Here is an 18133-nt window from a genome sequence, read left to right on the forward strand (position 1 = left end):
AGAGCGGGGAGGCTCTCGACCGGAAACGGACGAGAGCCTTTTATTTTTTTGGTGGCCTAAGATGCAATCAAACAACTGGCGGGTGGGTATTCTCTTCTCCGAAACAGGCGTCACTGGGGCCATCGAGCGGACGCAAAGAGCGGCCACGATGCTCGCTATAGAGGAGATCAATCGGGCCGGCGGCGTCAGGGGACGACCGATCGAGCCTGTCAGCTACGATCCTCGCTCCACACCCGGTCTCTATCGCGATCTTGCGACCAAGCTCTGTGACGAGGACAGGGTTCGCATCGTCTTCGGTTGCCATATGTCCAGCTCCCGCAAGGCCGTGCTCCCGGTGGTCGAGTCACGCGAAGCGCTGCTGTTCTATCCCACCCTCTACGAGGGTTTCGAATACTCCCGGCATTGCATCTATACCGGTGCCGCACCCAACCAGAACTCGCTCCAGCTGGTCGACTTCCTCACTACGCACTATGGCAAGCGGGTGTTCCTCGTCGGCTCCAACTACGTCTACCCCTACGAATCCAACCGGATCATCAGCGACCTTTTTCTCGACGCGGGTGGTCAAGTGCTGGACGAGCTTTACGTCCCTCTCCACCTCAGGGACGAGCACCTGGATAAGATCATCACGCGCGTTCGCCAGGCGCAGCCCGATGTCATCTACTCCACCATCGTCGGCGACGGGATCATCCCCTTCTACACGGCTTTTCACGAGGCCGGCTTCGATGCCGAAAAGATCCCGATAGCAAGCCAGTCCACCAGTGAAGCGGACGTTGCGCGCATGCGCCTGGAGGTGGCGAAAGGACACATCACCGCCGCCCCCTTCTTCGCAACGCTGGACACCCCTCGCGCTCGTGAATTCGCCGACGCGTTTGCGAGCAGATTCGGCAAGGATATGCCGCTGACCGCACCGGCCGAAGCGGCCTATTTCCAGGTCTATCTCTACGCCGCTGCCCTGGAGCTCTCGAACAGCGACCGTCTGACTGAGCTTCTGCCAGCGCTCTACGAGGTGGAATACCACGCCCCTCAAGGTCCGGTGAAGATCGACCGACGGACCAATCACACCCACCTCTGGCCGCGGGTGGCGAAGGTGGACGAGCACGGGCACTATGAAATCGTCCTCGACCCATCCATGCGGGTCGCGCCCGATCCTTTCATGCTGGAATATCGACTCGAAGCGGCAGCGCCGGCTTCGACATCGTCTGAGCAGGGGGACAGGACGTGTCGTTTTCCCTACTGAGGGATCTCAGAGATCTCAATGTGCTCGTTTTGCACCCTAGGAATGCCGAGGGTGAAGCGCTCGTCGACCATCTGCGTCGCATCGGTTGCATGGTGAACTTCCTGTGGCCTGCGCCGGACAACCTGCCCCCTGGCACGGACGTGGTATTTCTCGCCATGGAGGACGAATCCCGGCCGGAAATCGAGTACTTCCTGAAGTCGATGCCGAAGCCAGGGCCGACGATACTGGCCATCGTCGGCTACGAAAACCCATCGACACTGCAAATCGTGATCGAAAGTGGAGCGCTCGCTGTCATCGAACGTCCCATCAAGCCATTTGGCCTGCTCACCAATCTGGCGATCGCTCGTAATCTATGGCTGCAACAACAAAAACTGCTCAAAGAAGCACGCAAGTACAAACGCAAGGTGCTGGGAGATCAGCGAATCTCTCGGGCCAAGGCAATTCTCATGGCGGTCCACCATGTCAGCGAAAGCGAGGCCTATCAGGAACTCCGTCGTCAGGCTATGGCGCGACGCGTATCCATTGATGCCATCGCCGATTCGATCATCGACCAGGAACAATGCTTGCGAACGCCGCAAAAACATGATTAGCTTCTAACAGCTCCAAGCATCCACATATCTCCGGTATATCCCCTGAAAAAAGGCCATATACCGGTGACGCACACGGCACCTCGCCGTAGTGCTTCGCGGCAAAGACGCCCGCAGGCTTTTCTCTAGCCTAGCGGGCTTTTTGTCGTTTTCTGACAGTGTCGTCAGGTATTCCAAAAACTCCAAAGTCACTACCAGGCCTCCTGATAACGGAGCCAGGTCGTGTGCGCCTGTCACAATAAGGAGAAAGACAAATGGTGCTCAAACGACGCGATTTTCTCAAGCGCAGTGCCATCGCCTCGGCAGCCATGGCATTTCCAACTTTGACCCGGCACTCGTTCGCATCGGAGCCAATCAAGGTGGGCGCGCTCTACTCTCAGACCGGAGGCCTGTCGGTAGCTGAGAAGCTGCTCGCCAACGGCGTCCTGATGGCGATCTCGGAAATCAATGCCACAGGTGGCGTGCTCGGGCGGCCTGTCGAAGTGGTGGTTGAAGATGGCGCCTCCGACCCTAGGACCTTCAGTGAAAAGGCTTCCAAACTGGTGATGAGGGATCGCGTCTCCACCGTCTTCGGTTGCCATACTTCTGCCAGCCGCAAAGCGGTTCTTCCTATCTTCGAACGCCGCGATGCGATGCTCTTCTATCAAACCCACTACGAGGGTTTCGAGTGCTCTCGCAACGTCATCTATTCCGGCGCGGTGCCGAATCAGCAGCTTGCCAATTACATTCCTTGGATCGTCGAGAAACTAGGCAAGAAAAAATTCTTCATCGTCGGATCCAACTACGTATATCCGCGTGAAATGGCCAAAGTTTCCAAGATGTTGATCGAACAGGCGGGAGCCGAATGGGTAGCCGACGACTACCTGGAACTGGGCCATTCCGAATGGTCGGTAACGGTGAACAAAATCAAAGAATCCGGCGCGGATGTCGTTCTTTCCAACGTCGTTGGAGATTCGGTTATCTCCTTTTATCGCGAATACATAAACCAGGGGATGAGCCATGAAACCGTGCCGATATGCGCCACCGTGACTTCCGAGATAGAAATCGCCGCAATGGGCGCCGAATATGCCGTCGGAAGCTATACCTCCTTCCCCTACTTCATGTCGATCGACACCCCAGACAATACCAGCTTCATCGAACGATTCCGTGCCTTCGTCAATGATCCTAGAGCGGTCACCTACCACTCCCTGGAGGCAGCCTATTTCCAGGTCTTCCTGTGGAAACAGGCAGTTGAAAAGATGAATGACCTGTCAGCGAGCGCTATACGGGAAGGAGTCAGAGGCCAGAGCTTCCAGGCACCCGGGGGGCTCGTCACCATCGACGCCGATAACCTGCACTGTTGGCTCACTCCGCGTATCGGCCGATGGGGCTCGAACGGCCAGAGCGAAGTAGTGGATGCCTATCCCGCGCCGATCAAGCCGCTGCCCTATTCCGCCTATGGGGAGACCGAACAGAGCCTGTTCTGCACACCAGCAGGGCTCGACTCCTCCCGACTCAGCGGCTAGAGAACAAAGACAATCGGCTGATCCGGCCTTTCGGGTTCAGCGATCGGCTCTGCGATGCTCAACACTCAGGATCGTTCGGCATGACCGCAAGCTTTGCCGTGACGCCTCCCCAGGGGCGGTCACGGCAGGCAGCGAATTCATCGGACGCATTATCGATTCGGGGCGCCCTATCCTATGCTCAACATACTCTTCATCGGACTCAGCCTGAGCTCGATACTCTTATTGATCGCCCTGGGACTGGCGATCACTTACGGCGCAATGGGTGTGATCAACATGGCCCACGGGGAAATGGTCATGGTCGGCGCCTATGTCGCGGTTCTCTCTGGCATCTGGCTGGATGCCAACCTGCTCGTCGCGATTCCGCTCGCCTTCGTCGTCACCGCGCTACTCGGACTGGCCATCGAGCGCGTGGTGGTACGCAAGCTCTATGGCCGCATGCTGGATACTCTGCTAGCCACTTGGGGCGTAGCACTGTTGATCCAGCAGGCCGTGAGGCTCGAGTTCGGACTCTCCTTCTTCGGCGTCCATGTCGAGGGGCTGGGGCCTGGATTGCAGCACGTGACCACGCCGGCCTTCCTGCAAGGCACCTTCCGTCTCGCCGGGGTGGAGCTCAACGCCTACCGAACCTTCATCATCCTGGTCACCGCGGTGCTGGCAACGGCCACCTGGTGGCTGGTCTACCGAACCGCCGCAGGCATGCAGGTCCGGGCGATCATCCGCAACCCCAACATGGCCGCGGCCAGCGGCATCGATGTCAAGCGCGTCAATTCAATGACCTTCGCTTTCGGCTCAGGCCTGGCGGGCATCGCAGGCGTGCTGATTTCAGGGATCAGGACCGTCTTTCCGGACATGGGGCCGCCGCTGGTCGTAGATGGCTTCATGGTCGTCGTCACCGGTGGCGTCGGCAGCCTCTACGGCACTCTGCTGTCTTCCGCGCTGCTCGGCGAAATCAATGCACTGGTCGCCATCGGTACCAACGACATCCTCGCGCGCGCGGTGATGTTCGCGGTAGTGATCCTGGTGATCCTGATCAAGCCCAACGGACTTTTCTCATTCAAGGAGCGTTGAAATGGCCTTAGAAAACAAACTGAGGCTCGCAGCCTACGCCCTGTTCTTCCTTGCCGTCTTCGCCGCTCCAGTCTTCAGCGACGAGTTCCTGCTCAATCGCCTGTCGAAGTATCTGGTCTACGGCATGCTCGCCATTGCCATTGCCCTCACCTGGGGATACGCGGGCGTACTCAATCTAGGCCAAGGGCTCTTCTTCGGTCTGGGCGCATACATGCTGGCCATGTCGCTGAAGCTATCGAGCCCGACCAGCCTGCAACAGGGAGCCGACCAGCCAGTACCCGACTTCATGCTGTGGAATGCGCAGCCGGGATCCCCCACCGAACTGTGCTGCATCACGCCTGGCTCATTCATCTGGCTGCCATTTCAGAGCCAATGGACCGGGCTGGTGCTTGGCGTCGTGCTGCCGGTACTGATCGCGGGACTGCTCGGCCTCTTGGTCTTCCGCAAGCGCATCGCCGGCGTGTTCGTCTCGATCATCACTCTTGCGCTGGCCTTGCTGGTACGACTGGTGGTGGGCGATGCGCAGCCGGTCACCAACGGCTTCAACGGATTGACCGACCTCGGCTGGCTCACCATCGGCGGCCTGGAATTCGATCCGTACAGCCACGCAACCTACTATCTCTGCGCCGCAACGTTGACGTTCACGCTGATCGGCACGCGATTGCTGGTCGAGACCCGGGCGGGCCTGATTCTCCAGGCAGCGCGTGACGATCAGACGCGGGCACGCTATCTCGGCTTCGACGTACCGCTCTATCAGACCTTCTTTTTCCTCATCGCGGCGGGCATCTCCGGACTCGCCGGCATGCTCTACGTGGTAGTGGCGGAATTCGCCTCACCGACCTTCATGGATCTCTCCTTCTCTATCGCGATGGTGATATGGGCGGCGGTGGGAGGACGAAACTCGCTCCTCGGCGCCTGCCTCGGCGCCATCCTGATCAGCGCGATCGAAACCAGCGTGAGCGAGACCGCCGCGCTCATCGAAGCCTGGAAGGCGGTGATCGGGCTGATCTTCGTGCTCGTCGTCCTGTTCCTGCCGCGCGGTCTCGCCGGCGCGGCCCACGACCTGATCAAGCGTTTCCGGCACAGCCAGCCCCATATCGCCCCCTCCTCCCGCGAACAACGCAACGAGGTGCATTGAGATGGGCTCCATAGCACTCACGGTCGATGGGCTAGGGGTGAGCTTTGGCGGTTTCAAGGCTCTACAGGGCATCAATCTCACCGTAGCAAGTGGGGAACTGAGAGTACTGCTCGGTGCCAACGGTGCAGGCAAGACCACGCTGATGGACCTGATCAGCGGCAAGACGCGCAGCAGCGAGGGCCGCGTGTTCATCCACGATACCGAGATCACCCACTGGCCCGAGCATCGGATCGCTCGAGCCGGCATTGGTCGTAAGTTCCAGGTGCCGAGCGTATTCAGGGAGTTGAGCGTATGGCAGAACCTGGCGGTGGCCGCCTGCCGCGCAACGTCGGTACTGGCCAACCTGCGCTTCTCCTTCTCCCGCACCGAGATCAGCAAGGTGGAAGAGGTACTGGCGCTCACCAGCCTCACCGACGAGCGCAACGCTACCGCCGCCCATCTCAGTCACGGTCAGACCCAGTGGCTGGAGCTCGGCATGCTGATCGCCCAGAACCCGAAGATCGTCCTGCTCGATGAACCGACGGCGGGAATGACCCAAGCGGAAACCCGCAAGACGGCGCAGATCATCAACCAGCTCAAGGGACGGCACACGCTCCTGGTGGTGGAACATGACATGGGTTTCGTACGCGAGATCGCCGAGCGAATCACCGTGCTGCACCTCGGCCAGGTGCTGGCGGAGGGCAGCGTGGCCCAGATCGAAACCGATGCCCGCGTGCGAGCGGCCTATCTCGGCTCGAAGGGGATCTCATGATGCTTTCTGTCCAGGACCTGCAGAGCTACTACGGGCGCAGCCACATCCTGCACGGTATCCGACTCGAGGTGGCCAAGGGGGAGATACTCAGCGTCATAGGTCGCAATGGCACCGGCAAGACGACATTGCTCAAGACATTGATGGCGCTCACCGATCGAGCGAGTGGTTCCATCCACTTGGATGGGAAGGAACTGATCGATGCTCCCACTCATCGCCGCGCACGCGCGGGTATCGCCTACGTACCCCAGGGGCGTGAAATCATTCCAGACTTCACCATCCGAGAAAACATCCTGATGGGCGCTTTCGCACGCACTGATGGATGCCGGAGCATCCCGGACCTGGTGGCGGAGCTCTTTCCCTATCTAATCGCGAATCTCAACCGACCGGGTGGGCTGCTTTCCGGCGGGCAGCAGCAGCAACTCGCCATCGCCCGTGCCCTCGCCGCACAGCCGAAGCTACTGCTGCTCGACGAACCCAACGAAGGCATCCAGCCCTCGATCGTCGAGGAGATCGAACGGATCATCGTTCGCCTCAATCAGGAGGCGGGCATCACGGTGATCTTGGTCGAGCAGAACATCGCCTTCGTCCGCCAAGCGTCCCACCGATTCGCCATGCTGGAGAAAGGCAGCGTAGTGGCCGCCGGCAAGATCGACACCCTGTCCGATGCGTTGGTGCACAAGCATATGACCGTCTGAGTCAAACGGACGGCGCTATTTCAATCAAGGAGATGATGAGCATGACCTCGATGCCGGGATACAAGGCGGCCACCATTCAATTCGAACCAATGCTAGGCGAGAAGGAACGCAACGTCGCGCGACTGCTCGAGCTCTGCACAGAGGCGGCGGAAAACGGCGCACAGCTGATCGTCACCCCGGAAATGGGCACCACCGGCTACTGCTGGTACGACCGTTGCGAAGTTGGCCCTTTCACTGAAACGATTCCTGGCCCCACCACCGAGCGCTTCCAGGCGCTGGCGGCAAGATTCGGCTGCCATATCGTGATCGGCATGCCCGAGGTCGATCCATACAGCGATCTCTACTACAACAGCGCGGTACTGATCGGTCCGGAAGGCATCGTCGGCAAGCATCGCAAATCCCACCCCTACATCGCCGAGCCCAAGTGGGCCGCCAATGGCGACATCGCCCACCAAGTGTTTGAGACCAAGCTCGGTCGGATCGCCTTACTGGTCTGCATGGACCTGCACTTCTTCGAGACCGCGCGACTCGAGGCACTCGCCGGTGCCGATGTGATCTGCCATGTCTCGAACTGGCTGCAGGAGCGCACCCCGGCCCCCTACTGGATAAACCGCGCCTTCGAGAACGCATGCTACGTGGTGGAGAGCAATCGCTGGGGATGGGAACGTACCGTCCAGTTCTCCGGGGGGAGCTGCATCATCGCGCCGGATGGAAAAGTGGTCGCCACGATGGATTCGGGAGACGGCATCGTCTACGCATCGATCGACCCCACCCTCGCGCGCCGACGCCAGGTACTCGGTGAACCAGTATTCAGCCGGCGCCGCCCCGAGCTGTACATGAACCTGATGACCAACAGCTTCACCTGGAACCCCTCCGACTACTTCCGCCTCTATGGCTATCAGCCCATTCCGCCAGGGAGGAAGTCACGCGCCGCGGTCGCCCAGTTCAAACCCTCCAATGTGGTTGCCGACAACCTCGCGCGAATAGCTGAACTGACGCAGGAAGCCCATCGAGACGGTGTGGATCTCCTGGTCTTCCCCGAGCTTGCCCTGAGCGGCCTGGATGAACCACAAACACGCGCCGAGCCACTGAGCGGGCCAGCGGTCGAGGCTTTCGTCCGCTTGGCCATGAGGCTCAGGATCTACCTGGTCGCGGGACTCGCCGAGGCCGACGGCGAACAGCGATACAATACGGCGATTCTCGCCGGCCCAGAGGGACTGGTGGGCAGCTATCGCAAAACCCATCTGAGTATCGCCGATGGCACCTGGGCCAGGGCTGGCGACCAGTGGCGAACCTACGACCTGCCGATCGGCCGCGTCGGCCTCGCCCTCGGCCACGACACGCTCTATCCAGAGGCGATTCGCTCGCTCGCGCTGCTCGGCTGCGACCTGGTGGCATGTCCGGCAGCGCTCGCCGGTTGCTTCACCAGTGCCCACTCTGGCACACGGATTCCGCACAACTATCCAATCCCCAAGGGAGCGGATCCATACCACTGGCATGCGATGCGTATGCGTGGAGGCGAAAACAATCTCTACCTGGCTTTCGCCAACGTGATCGATCCGGCTCGCGATTACCTCGGCAACAGCGCAGTGTTCGGCCCGGACGCCTTCGTCTTTCCTCGCCAGGAGTCAGCGATACTCGATGACGAGGGCATCGCCTCCACCACGATCGATACCACCAACCTCGCTACCCCCTACCCGACCAATATCGTGCGACGCAAAGACCTCATCGTCATGCGCCTACCGCATCACTATCGGCCATTGGTCGAGCGCCCGCTCGATACGGCTCGTTGATCGGCAGCGGCGGTATTCCCGCCTAACCACCCGGCATGCCGGGTCCGTACCGGGCAAGTCCGGCCCGAAGGCCGTCGGCTCGTTTTTCATCGGCCTCATGGCGATCCGGCTTTGGGACTCAACCGAGCGGCTTGCGTATCGCGCAGCGCCGCTCGAATCCGCGCTGCCGTTCTGACTCGAGCAGCTGCGCCAAACGCTCGCCCGACCGTTCATCGGTGACGATATCGAAGCCGAGGCGGCGATAGAAAGGCGCGTTGAACGGAACGTCGCGGAAAGTAGTCAGGGTCAACGCATGGATGCCGCGAGGAGCGACGCAGCGCGGGTGACTGTTCGGCATCGGCTTCGACGGCCAGGCGGTAAATGACAGGCATAGGGCTGGGCATCTGTTCGCGATCTCGCATAATGCGCTTGGTGTTTTATACCACCGCCGAAAAACCTGAAAAATTTTAAAATCAGCTCGTCATCGCAATGCTCTTTTCCATCGATGACGAGGAATATATCTACCGGAAAGAGAGGTATAACCGTGAACCACTTCCTCTTCATCCTCCATCCATAGTCGAATTTCTCGGCCGTTAATCAGAAGCACACCCATTCCAATCGGAGAAACTTACTTCGTCACCAGAACATCACTCCCTGTGAACCAAGCTCGATAAACCGAAGAAATAGGACGTCTTGAACACCCAGCCAATTTCCAACGATCCGACAGTGTAATTTCGGTCCAATCGATCGATAAGCTACGCCGATGTTTGCATTGGGTCGCATCGTTTCCCAGACACTACCGGCTGCGGAAAGGCAGATGCACGAAGAGATCGCCGAGATCGTTCACCCCATATCCGCATGGGTATATATGCCACTGTCACCGCATAAGGCAGACCATAAAGTTCTATACATTTTGTAGGAAAAGAATGCCCGGTCTTTACACTGTCGACATGATCTCCTTGTCAAACAGCGCAGGATCGCATCATGACCGTAGAATTCATCAGCGCCAGCTATGCGAATGCCTCGACCGATCTCGACCCCAGGCCCGGCGCACCGCTCGACCCTGCCTATTTTGCGCGCTATGCGCGGACGCTGGATGAGATCGGCTTCAACTATACGCTGTTACCTTATCATTCATCTTCCTTCGATCCTTTCACGCTGGGGGCGACCGTCATCGCCCATACGAAGTCCATCAGTCCCATCATCGCGCTTCGTCCGAACACCGTCTATCCGACCGTCGCGGCCAAGGCTCTGGCTACGCTTGACCAGTTGAGCGGCGGCCGCGTCGTGGTCCACTTCATCGCCGGAGGGGACGCCATCGAGCAGGCCCGTGAGGGTGATTTCCTCACCAAGGAAGAGCGCTATGCGCGCACCGAGGAATACATCCGTATCCTGCGGCGGGCCTGGCAGTCGTCCGAGCCCTTCGATTTCGATGGAAAGTACTACCAGTTCAAAGGGTTCAGCAATGCAGTCCTGCCGGTGAATGGCACCATCCCGGTGTCGCTCGGCGGCTCTTCCGACGACGCCTACCGGGTCGGCGGCTCGCTCGCCGATATCTTTGGACTCTGGGGTGAACCGCTCAAGGAAACGAAGGAGCAGATCGGCCGCATCCACGAGGCTGCGGCAAGGGCCGGCCGCAAGGATCGTCCACGCATCTGGGTGACCTTCCGACCGATCATCGCCGAAACCGACGATCTCGCCTGGGCGAAGGCGCATCGGGTACTGGAGAAGCTCAAGGCGAATCATGCCAAGGGCGCACCAACGCGGCCGCTTTCCGGCGGTCCGCCACAGAATGTCGGCTCTCAGCGCCTGCTCGCGATCGCCTCGCGCGGCGAGGTGCAGGATCGGGCGCTGTGGTATCCCACGGTGACGGCCACCAATGCACGCGGCGCTTCCACGGCACTGGTCGGTTCGCCACAGACGATCGCGGATTCCATCCTCGACTACGTCGATCTGGGCGCGGAGCTGATTTCGATCCGCGGCTACGACAATCTCAACGACGCCGTCGACTACGGCCGTTATGTGCTGCCGCTCGTCCGGGCGGAGCTTACCCGACGCACCGGCAAAGATTACGCCTATGCCTGACCACCACGGCCGGGCTGGATCGCGCGACGCGGGGATCGATCTTGCCGGCGTTCGCCTTGGCGACCATCTATCCCGGCTTTCCCGTTTTCCCAGACCGGGCGTTTCAATGCACTTGCCGGCGAGATCGATCCGCTGCTGGTAGGCGGCGTTCAACAACTCTGTCCCGATGCTGTCCGATCGCGCCCCGCAGGAAAACACGGTGATTCCGCTACTCGGGGGTAACTTCCTTCGTCACCCGGACCGGGGAGTCCGCCGTCGTGGAAGGAAACGAGCGCGCGTAATTCGCGGCCATTGCGGATGAACGATTTCCAGACCGGCGATGATCATCGCCGCCGCTGGCACCAGACCCAAACCGAACCATCAGGATCTCTACTAAATGACCAAGCGCTCTTCTCTGTTTTCCCTTTCCCGGCGCCGCATGATGATCATGACATCCACGTTGGCGACCGCTGCGCTGGTGGCAATGGCGGGCTTCACACCGGCCCAGGGTGCCGACGATCCGCGCAATGGCGGTGACATCGTCTTCCTCATCGACTCGCTGGGCGACACCTGGATCCCGAACAATAGCGCGATCTCCAGCTTCCAGGGGCATATCTGGGGCCATGTGACCGACAAGCTGGTCTACGTCGACGCCAAAGGCGAGGCCAGCCCTTGGATCGCCGAAAGCTGGGAGCAGAACGACGACGCCACCGAATTCACCCTCCACCTCAAGCGCGGCGTGACCTTCTCCGATGGCACCCTACTCGACGCCTCGGCCGTCGTCGCCAACCTCGACATCTGGTACGCCGGGCGCACGAACGAGGGCATCAACCCGATCGGCCTTTTCCCGAAAACCTACGACCGCGCCGAAGCGGTCGATGAAACCACGGTGAAGGTCTTCTTCACCGCGCCGACGCTCGGCTTCATCCCGACACTCGGCTACCACGGCTCTATCCTCATCTCGCCGAAGACCCTCGAGCAGCCCGCCGCCGAGCAGGCTGACCTGGGCAAGACTTCCGGCAGTGGCCCATACGTGATCGACTCCTGGAGGGAGGGCGACTTCGTCAAGCTGGTCAAGCGCGATGACTACAACTGGGGCCCCGAGGCGGTTGGCCACACCGGCCCCGCCTTTCTCGACTCGATCACCTACAAGCTGGTGTCCGAGCAGTCGCTGCGAGTCGCCTCCGTCCAGGCCGGCCAGGCCGATGTCGCCTACAACGCCTCGCCACAGGAGCTGCAATCCCTCAAAGAGGAGGGCTTCACCACCGCGACGCCCCGCTACCTCGGCTTCGTGAACGGCTGGGCCATCAATACCCAACAAGCGCCGTATGACGACGTGAAGGTGCGCCAAGCGCTTCAGGCCGGCATTGATCGCCAAGAGATCATCGACACCGTCTACACACCCGACTGGTTGATGCCGCAGTCCCTCATCCAGAGCAACGTGCCCGGGGTGACCGATCAAAGCGACCTGCTGGCCTACGATCCCGAAAAGGCCGAGAGGCTCCTCGATGAAGCGGGCTGGACCAGGGGCCCCGACGGCATCCGCACCAAGAACGGCGAACAGCTGACGCTGACTGTTCACCCCAATCCCTATCTCGCGACCGCCAGATCGGTCGACGAACTCATTGCCCAGCAGCTCGGCAGAATCGGCTGGAAGGTCGACATCCGCGCCTACGATGTCGTGACCTTTGGCGAGAGAGTCCGGTTTGGTCGCCCAGGCGTGCCGGCCTACGAAGTGACGCGCAGCTTCATCGATGCCGGCACCGTGGCCAGCATCCTGACCAGCGCCAACAACGCAGAGAACTGGTTCGCCCTCGACGAGCGCGACGAAAAGCTGAACGAGCTGCGCGACAGCATCGCCAGTGCCGGCTCCCACGAGGTCCGCGATCCGCTCTTGGACGAGTTGCAGAAATACGTCCTGGAGCAGGGCTACTTCATTCCGCGCACGCAGATCGTCCAGCGGATCTACGTGCAATCCCCGAGGCTCACCGGCGAGGTCTACAACGGCGTGGCCTACGCGAGCTATTACACCGCCACGCTGAACGACTGAGCACCGGCATCCGAGCGAAATGAGGAGGAATCCAATGAGCAACGCCTACTCGGTCTATGTCACCAAGCGCCTCCTCCAGTCCGTCGTCGTCATCCTGCTGGCCTATGTCTTTACCTTCATCGTCGTCAGCATCCTCCCGGGCGACCCCGTTACCAACGTCCTGCGCGACCCCCAGAACGGATTCACCGAGGAGCAGATCAGGGAGATCATCGCCGCCCAGGGTCTGGACCAGCCGATCCCAGTCCAGTTGTGGTCATCCCTGTCCAGCTTCCTGACCGGCGACCTGGGCTTGTCGATGCGATCGAGTCGGCCCGTGGCAACCTTGATCGCCGAGGTGCTCCCCTCGACGCTAATCCTCGCCTCCTCGGCTCTGGGCGTCGCGCTGGTACTGGCATTCGCGGTCGCCTACGGAACCCAGTTCCTGCCCAAACGGTTCGGCCAGGACCTCCTGCGAGCCTTCCCGTCGCTGTTCCTGTCAGTACCCAACTTCGTGATCGGCCTGGTGCTGATCCATCTCTTCGGCTTCCAGCTCGGGCTCTTCCGGGTGATCGAGCCCAACAGCTTTTGGGCGACCTTTTTCGCAGCGATCGCGCTCGGCATCCCGGTCTCGGCACAGATCGCCGAGGTACTGATCGCGAACCTCGACAACGAGTCGCGACAAGAGTACGCCACCGTCGCGCGCGGCCGCGGTCTCAGGCGGGCACGCCTCTTCGCCAAGCACTTGCTCAAGCCATCCTCGCTCCCGGTGGTCACCGTCGTCGCGCTCACCATCGGCGAGCTGCTCGGCGGCTCGCTGATCACCGAGACGGTCTTCGGCCGCACCGGCGTTGGCAGCCTGGTACAGCGTTCGGTGGCGATGCAGGACCTGCCTGTTCTGCAGGCAATCGTCTCGCTGGCGGCGGTGGTCTTCGTGCTCATCAATCTGATCGCAGATCTGGTCTATCCGCTGCTCGACCCGCGCGTGAAGCTCGTCGGCGGCACAAGACACCGCGGTGCAACGTCGACAGAGCCCCTACAGACACTCCCCGGACGGTGACAGCATGACCTTTTCCTCTACTTACCTCCGCCGCGTCACCGCGCCCCGTCGGCTGGCAGCCCTACGGGTGCCGCCGACCGTCGCGCTCTCCTTCGCGGTCATCGCGCTCGTGGTCGCCTGGTCACTCGTGCCAAGCCTCTTCACCAACCACAGTCCAGTCAATGGCGCGCCCGCCGACAAGCTGCTCGGCCCCAGTGCGGAGTACTGGTTCGGCACCGACCACTTGGGACGCGACCTCTACAGCCGCATCGTCCATGGCACAGCCTCTTCGGTGACCAGCGCGCTCATCGCCGTCGCCATCGGCTCCCTCGTCGGCGGCCTCGTCGGTCTGCTGGCCGGCTTCCTCGGTGGCTGGGTCGACATCGTGCTCGCCCGCCTGGTCGACGTGCTGCTGGCGATTCCGAGCTTCCTGCTGGCCGTCATCGTCGTCACTGCGCTCGGCTTCAACAGCACGAACGCCGCCATCGCGACCGGCGTCTCGGCGGTGGCCGTCTTTGCCCGGGTGATGCGCTCGGAGGTCATCAAGATCCGTCAGATGACGTTCGTCGAGGCGTCGTTCCTGCAGGGCGGCTCGCGCTGGCACATCCTCTGGCGCCACGTGCTGCCGAACGCATCGCGTTCGGTGCTCCCGCTCGCAGTGCTGCAATTCGGCCTGTCGATCCTGGTGATCGCCGGCCTTGCGTTCCTCGGTTACGGCGATCCACCGCCCGCCTCCGACTGGGGCCTGCTGATCTCGATCGGCAAGGACTACCTCAAATGGCCGTGGCTGGTATACGCACCCGCTCTAGTCACGATCGCGACAGTTCTCTCTGTGAATAGGATCAGCCGATGGCTCCGCAAGACAGACTGACCGCCACCCTCACCTGTGCAGAGACCAACGGGCCGACGCCGCGGCAAGCCGATGCTCCAGCGGACAGCCCACTGCTCCGGGTTGACGGTCTGTCGGTCTGTTATGGGCCGCAAGAGGTCGTCACCGAGGTTGGATTCGAACTGGGCCGCGGCAGGAGCCTGGCCCTCATCGGGGAGTCCGGCTCGGGCAAGTCGACCATCGCCCGTGCGGTGCTGCGCCTGCTTCCCGCCGGGGGACGGACCACCGGCCGCGTAGCGTTCGATGGCCAGGAGCTGTTAGCGCTCTCAGAGCGTCGTTTCCGACCACTTAGAGGCCGTGCCATCGGGTTCGTGCCGCAGGACCCCGGCAACTCGCTCAATCCAGTGCGGACGATCGGCGCCCAGGCACAGGAGGCGGCCGCGCTCCTCGACGGATCCGGCAAGGCCGTCCGCAAGGCGCTTATCCTCGAGACCTTCGCCCAGGTCGGGCTCGACAACCCCGGGCGAGTTTACGACTCCTACCCGCATCAGCTGTCCGGCGGCATGCTGCAACGCGTGCTGATCGGTCTGGCGGTCCTGCCGCGTCCGGCCCTGCTGGTCGCGGACGAACCAACCTCCGCGCTCGACGTCACGATCCAGAAGCGGATCCTCGATCTGCTTTCACGGTTGCAACACGAACTCCATATCAGTCTGCTGCTCATCACCCACGACCTGGCGATCGCGGCCGAGCGGGCGGACTCGCTGGTGGTGCTCAAGGATGGCGTGGTCCAGGAAGCCGGCCGGACCGCGGCGGTCTTTTCCTCGCCGGCGTCGGCATATGCGAAGAAGCTGCACGCTGACGTCCCGGCGCTCAACCCTGACCGCTTCGCCGAGCTGCGCGACACTGGCTTCCATCGTCGCGGGGCCGATGCCGGCGAAACACCGAAGATCGAGGTCAATGCCGTCACCAAGACCTTCACGGTCGACGGGGAGACGATGACCGCCGTCGATGCTGTGTCGTTCACCGTTCCGGCAGGCACTACGCATGCGCTGGTCGGCGAGTCGGGCTCCGGCAAGACAACGACGATCCGCTTGCTGCTCGGGCTTGAAGAACCCGACACCGGGGACATCTCGGTCGCCGGCGAGCAGGTCACAGGTCGCACGCACGAGTCCCTGCGCGCGGTGCGCCGCCATCTCCAGCTCGTCTACCAGAATCCATTCACCTCACTCGACCCGACCTGGAAAGTCGAGCAGCTGGTGCGCGAGCCGCTGGACCAATTCAGAATCGGGACCGCTAAGGAGCGGGCCGAGCGGGTTCGCGAGGCATTGGCCAGCGTCGGGCTTGGCGAGCACCTGCTCTCGCGTAATCCGGGAGCCCTGTCCGGCGGCCAGCGCCAGCGCGTGGCCATCGCCCGTGCGCTGGTCCTCAAACCCGACGTGATCGTGCTCGACGAGCCCACCTCCGCGCTTGACGTCAGCGTCCAGGCCGACATCGTGGAGGTGCTGCTCTCGCTACAGACCGAGCTGGGCCTGACCTATGTGTTCGTCTCCCACGACCTCGCGCTGGTACGCCAGCTCGCCCACACCGTCTCGGTGATGCACCGTGGGCGCGTCGTCGAACACGGGACCGTCAGCGATATCTTCGACAACCCGCAGCAGCGCTATACCGTGTCGTTACTGGAGTCGATCCCGTCCGGTGTGAGAGCACTGTGAACCAGGTGGGATCCGGGCTTGGCGCCATCCCCCCCTCCGTTCGTCCCGAGGGCGAGGAACGAGCATCGAGGGACAGGCTTTCCTTGAACCGGCCTTCCGGTTCAAGGTCCACGCGCAGGGTCGCCATGGCACAGGCGGCAGACCGGGAGCACACCCGGGCGCTATGGAAGCAGATCGAGAAGCAGATCAATGTTTCCGCCACATTCATGGGATACATTGGCGGCGGCAATTTCCACGATATTTTTGCCGTCGACCCTGACAGCCTCGAAGAGTTGCAACAAGTCGTCGAAATCAACTCCCGTAGCTAGACCACGCTCTACCGGTAAGCGGCATCTGCGCCGGCGAACATCGTATGGACACGGCAGGATCGATTATCTAAAGCGTAAATATGGAGAGGTGGCTATCGCGGTCATGCGGGTCATCAAAGGGGCCATCGATCCCCAGGGTTTAATGAATCCGGGCAAGCTTTTAATCCCATAGACTTAAAATCATACGTTAATAGCCATCGGGACGGCTTCAATTTCATTATTAAACATCATGGCATCAACGGATATCGCTGAACGCAAACTTTCAAATCCAGCCCCGGCGATAAAGTCATCGAAAAAGCCCGGTCGGTCGGACCGGGCTTCGCTTTTAGTTCTTGCTCTTGTCGACCATCTTATTGGCCGCGATCCAGGGCATCATCGCGCGCAGTTTGGCACCGACCTGCTCGATCTGATGCTCGGCACCGATCCGGCGCTTGGCCTTGAGGGTCGGGAAACCGGCCTGGTTGTCGAGGATGAAGTCCTTGGCGAAGGTGCCGTTCTGGATCTCCTTGAGCACCTGGCGCATGGCGTTCTTGGTCTCTTCGGTGACCACCTTCGGGCCGGTGACGTAGTCGCCGTACTCGGCAGTGTTCGAAACCGAGTAGCGCATGTCCGCCATGCCGCCTTCGTACATCAGGTCGACGATCAGCTTGAGTTCGTGGAGACACTCGAAGTAGGCCATTTCCGGTGCGTAGCCGGCTTCCACCAGGGTTTCGAAGCCCGCCTGGACCAGCGCGGTTACGCCGCCGCAGAGCACTGCCTGCTCGCCGAAGAGATCGGTCTCGGTCTCTTCCTGGAACGAGGTGTGGATGATCCCCGCGCGGCCGCCGCCGTTGGCGCTGGCGTAGGAGAGCGCGATTTCCTTGGCCTGGCCGGACTTGTCCTGATAGACCGCGATCAGGCTCGGTACGCCGCCGCCCTGGGTGTAGGTCTGGCGCACGGTGTGCCCGGGGGCCTTCGGCGCGATCATGATCACGTCGAGGTCTTCGCGTGGTTCGATCTGCTGGAAGTGGACGTTGAAGCCATGGGCGAAGGCCAGCGCCGCGCCCTGCTTGAGGTTCGGCTCGATATCGCGATAGTAGATCTGCTTTTGCAGCTCGTCGGGCGCAAGGATCATCACCACGTCGGCACCGGCGACCGCGTCGGTTACTTCGGCGACCTTGAGACCCGCGTTCTCGGCCTTCTGCCAGGAGCTGGAGCCCTTGCGCAGCGCGACGGTGACGTCGACACCGGACTCCTTGAGGTTATTGGCATGCGCGTGGCCCTGTGAGCCGTAGCCGAGAATCACGACTTTCTTGCTCTGGATCAGGGAGAGGTCGCAATCCTTGTCGTAGTACACCTGCATGATGTTCACCTTGTCGTCTTGAATCGTAATGATGAAGGGTAAGTCGCGGCCGTGCATCGG

Annotated in this window: 17 protein-coding genes; 15 read left to right on the plus strand and 2 right to left on the minus strand. The window is 61.3% G+C overall.

Features of this window, described 5'->3' with window-relative positions; genetic code table 11:
* Window positions 1-82 precede the first annotated feature (82 nt).
* The 8 genes from A5892_RS19015 (at window position 83) to A5892_RS19050 (ending at window position 8774) form a co-directional block, all read left to right on the plus strand.
* Entirely contained in the window at window positions 83-1237 is a 1155-nt protein-coding gene (locus A5892_RS19015; RefSeq protein WP_263281391.1) for a transporter substrate-binding domain-containing protein, read from the plus strand.
* Entirely contained in the window at window positions 1219-1827 is a 609-nt protein-coding gene (locus tag A5892_RS19020; protein ID WP_064124116.1) for an ANTAR domain-containing response regulator, read from the plus strand. The genes A5892_RS19015 and A5892_RS19020 overlap by 19 nt, the downstream gene beginning before the upstream one ends.
* Before the next feature lie 251 nt (window positions 1828-2078).
* A complete protein-coding gene (locus A5892_RS19025) occupies window positions 2079-3329 on the plus strand; it encodes a transporter substrate-binding domain-containing protein (protein WP_064124117.1) in 1251 nt (416 codons plus the stop codon).
* Between the two features lie 174 nt (window positions 3330-3503).
* Window positions 3504-4397, plus strand: coding sequence for an urea ABC transporter permease subunit UrtB (urtB, locus tag A5892_RS19030; RefSeq protein WP_064124118.1), 894 nt, complete (start codon window positions 3504-3506; stop codon window positions 4395-4397).
* Between the two features lies 1 nt (window position 4398).
* Complete coding sequence (urtC, locus tag A5892_RS19035) at window positions 4399-5535, plus strand: urea ABC transporter permease subunit UrtC (protein WP_064124119.1); 1137 nt, start codon at window positions 4399-4401, stop codon at window positions 5533-5535.
* Between the two features lies 1 nt (window position 5536).
* Window positions 5537-6286 (plus strand): urea ABC transporter ATP-binding protein UrtD, encoded by a 750-nt coding sequence (urtD, locus tag A5892_RS19040; protein WP_064124120.1) that lies wholly within the window; start codon window positions 5537-5539, stop codon window positions 6284-6286.
* Window positions 6283-6981, plus strand: a complete 699-nt coding sequence (urtE, locus tag A5892_RS19045) for an urea ABC transporter ATP-binding subunit UrtE (RefSeq protein ID WP_317627705.1) — start codon at window positions 6283-6285, stop codon at window positions 6979-6981. The genes urtD and urtE overlap by 4 nt, the downstream gene beginning before the upstream one ends.
* Window positions 6982-7022: 41 nt before the next feature.
* Window positions 7023-8774 carry a nitrilase-related carbon-nitrogen hydrolase gene (locus tag A5892_RS19050; RefSeq protein ID WP_064124121.1) on the plus strand — a complete coding sequence of 584 codons (1752 nt, stop codon included), beginning with the start codon at window positions 7023-7025 and terminating at the stop codon, window positions 8772-8774.
* 118 nt (window positions 8775-8892) lie between these two features.
* On the opposite strand, the gene A5892_RS20870 is transcribed toward A5892_RS19050, so the two are convergent.
* Window positions 8893-9111: a hypothetical protein gene (locus tag A5892_RS20870; protein ID WP_064124122.1), complete on the minus strand. Its 219-nt coding sequence runs from the start codon at window positions 9109-9111 to the stop codon at window positions 8893-8895.
* 626 nt (window positions 9112-9737) lie between these two features.
* Between A5892_RS20870 and A5892_RS19060 the strand changes: the two genes are divergently transcribed.
* The 7 genes from A5892_RS19060 (at window position 9738) to A5892_RS21050 (ending at window position 16903) form a co-directional block, all read left to right on the plus strand.
* Window positions 9738-10838, plus strand: coding sequence for an LLM class flavin-dependent oxidoreductase (locus A5892_RS19060; RefSeq protein ID WP_064124123.1), 1101 nt, complete (start codon window positions 9738-9740; stop codon window positions 10836-10838).
* A gap of 376 nt (window positions 10839-11214) precedes the next feature.
* Window positions 11215-12867, plus strand: a complete 1653-nt coding sequence (locus A5892_RS19065; protein WP_064124124.1) for an ABC transporter substrate-binding protein — start codon at window positions 11215-11217, stop codon at window positions 12865-12867.
* A 34-nt stretch (window positions 12868-12901) separates the two neighbouring features.
* Window positions 12902-13903 carry an ABC transporter permease gene (locus A5892_RS19070; RefSeq protein ID WP_064124125.1) on the plus strand — a complete coding sequence of 334 codons (1002 nt, stop codon included), beginning with the start codon at window positions 12902-12904 and terminating at the stop codon, window positions 13901-13903.
* 4 nt (window positions 13904-13907) lie between these two features.
* Entirely contained in the window at window positions 13908-14753 is an 846-nt protein-coding gene (locus A5892_RS19075) for an ABC transporter permease (protein WP_064124126.1), read from the plus strand.
* Entirely contained in the window at window positions 14732-16423 is a 1692-nt protein-coding gene (locus A5892_RS19080; RefSeq protein ID WP_064124127.1) for a dipeptide ABC transporter ATP-binding protein, read from the plus strand. Before A5892_RS19075 ends, A5892_RS19080 begins: the two co-directional genes overlap by 22 nt.
* Window positions 16424-16548: 125 nt before the next feature.
* Window positions 16549-16731 (plus strand): hypothetical protein, encoded by a 183-nt coding sequence (locus A5892_RS20875; RefSeq protein WP_064124128.1) that lies wholly within the window; start codon window positions 16549-16551, stop codon window positions 16729-16731.
* Window positions 16667-16903: an FAD-linked oxidase C-terminal domain-containing protein gene (locus A5892_RS21050; protein WP_223302900.1), complete on the plus strand. Its 237-nt coding sequence runs from the start codon at window positions 16667-16669 to the stop codon at window positions 16901-16903. Before A5892_RS20875 ends, A5892_RS21050 begins: the two co-directional genes overlap by 65 nt.
* Window positions 16904-17056: 153 nt before the next feature.
* Here A5892_RS21050 and ilvC read toward each other — a convergent pair whose 3' ends face one another.
* Window positions 17057-18073, minus strand: coding sequence for a ketol-acid reductoisomerase (gene ilvC, locus A5892_RS19090; RefSeq protein WP_064124636.1), 1017 nt, complete (start codon window positions 18071-18073; stop codon window positions 17057-17059).
* Between the last annotated feature and the right edge of the window lie 60 nt (window positions 18074-18133).

The organism is Halotalea alkalilenta (genome assembly GCF_001648175.1).
Lineage (GTDB): Bacteria > Pseudomonadota > Gammaproteobacteria > Pseudomonadales > Halomonadaceae > Halotalea > Halotalea alkalilenta_A.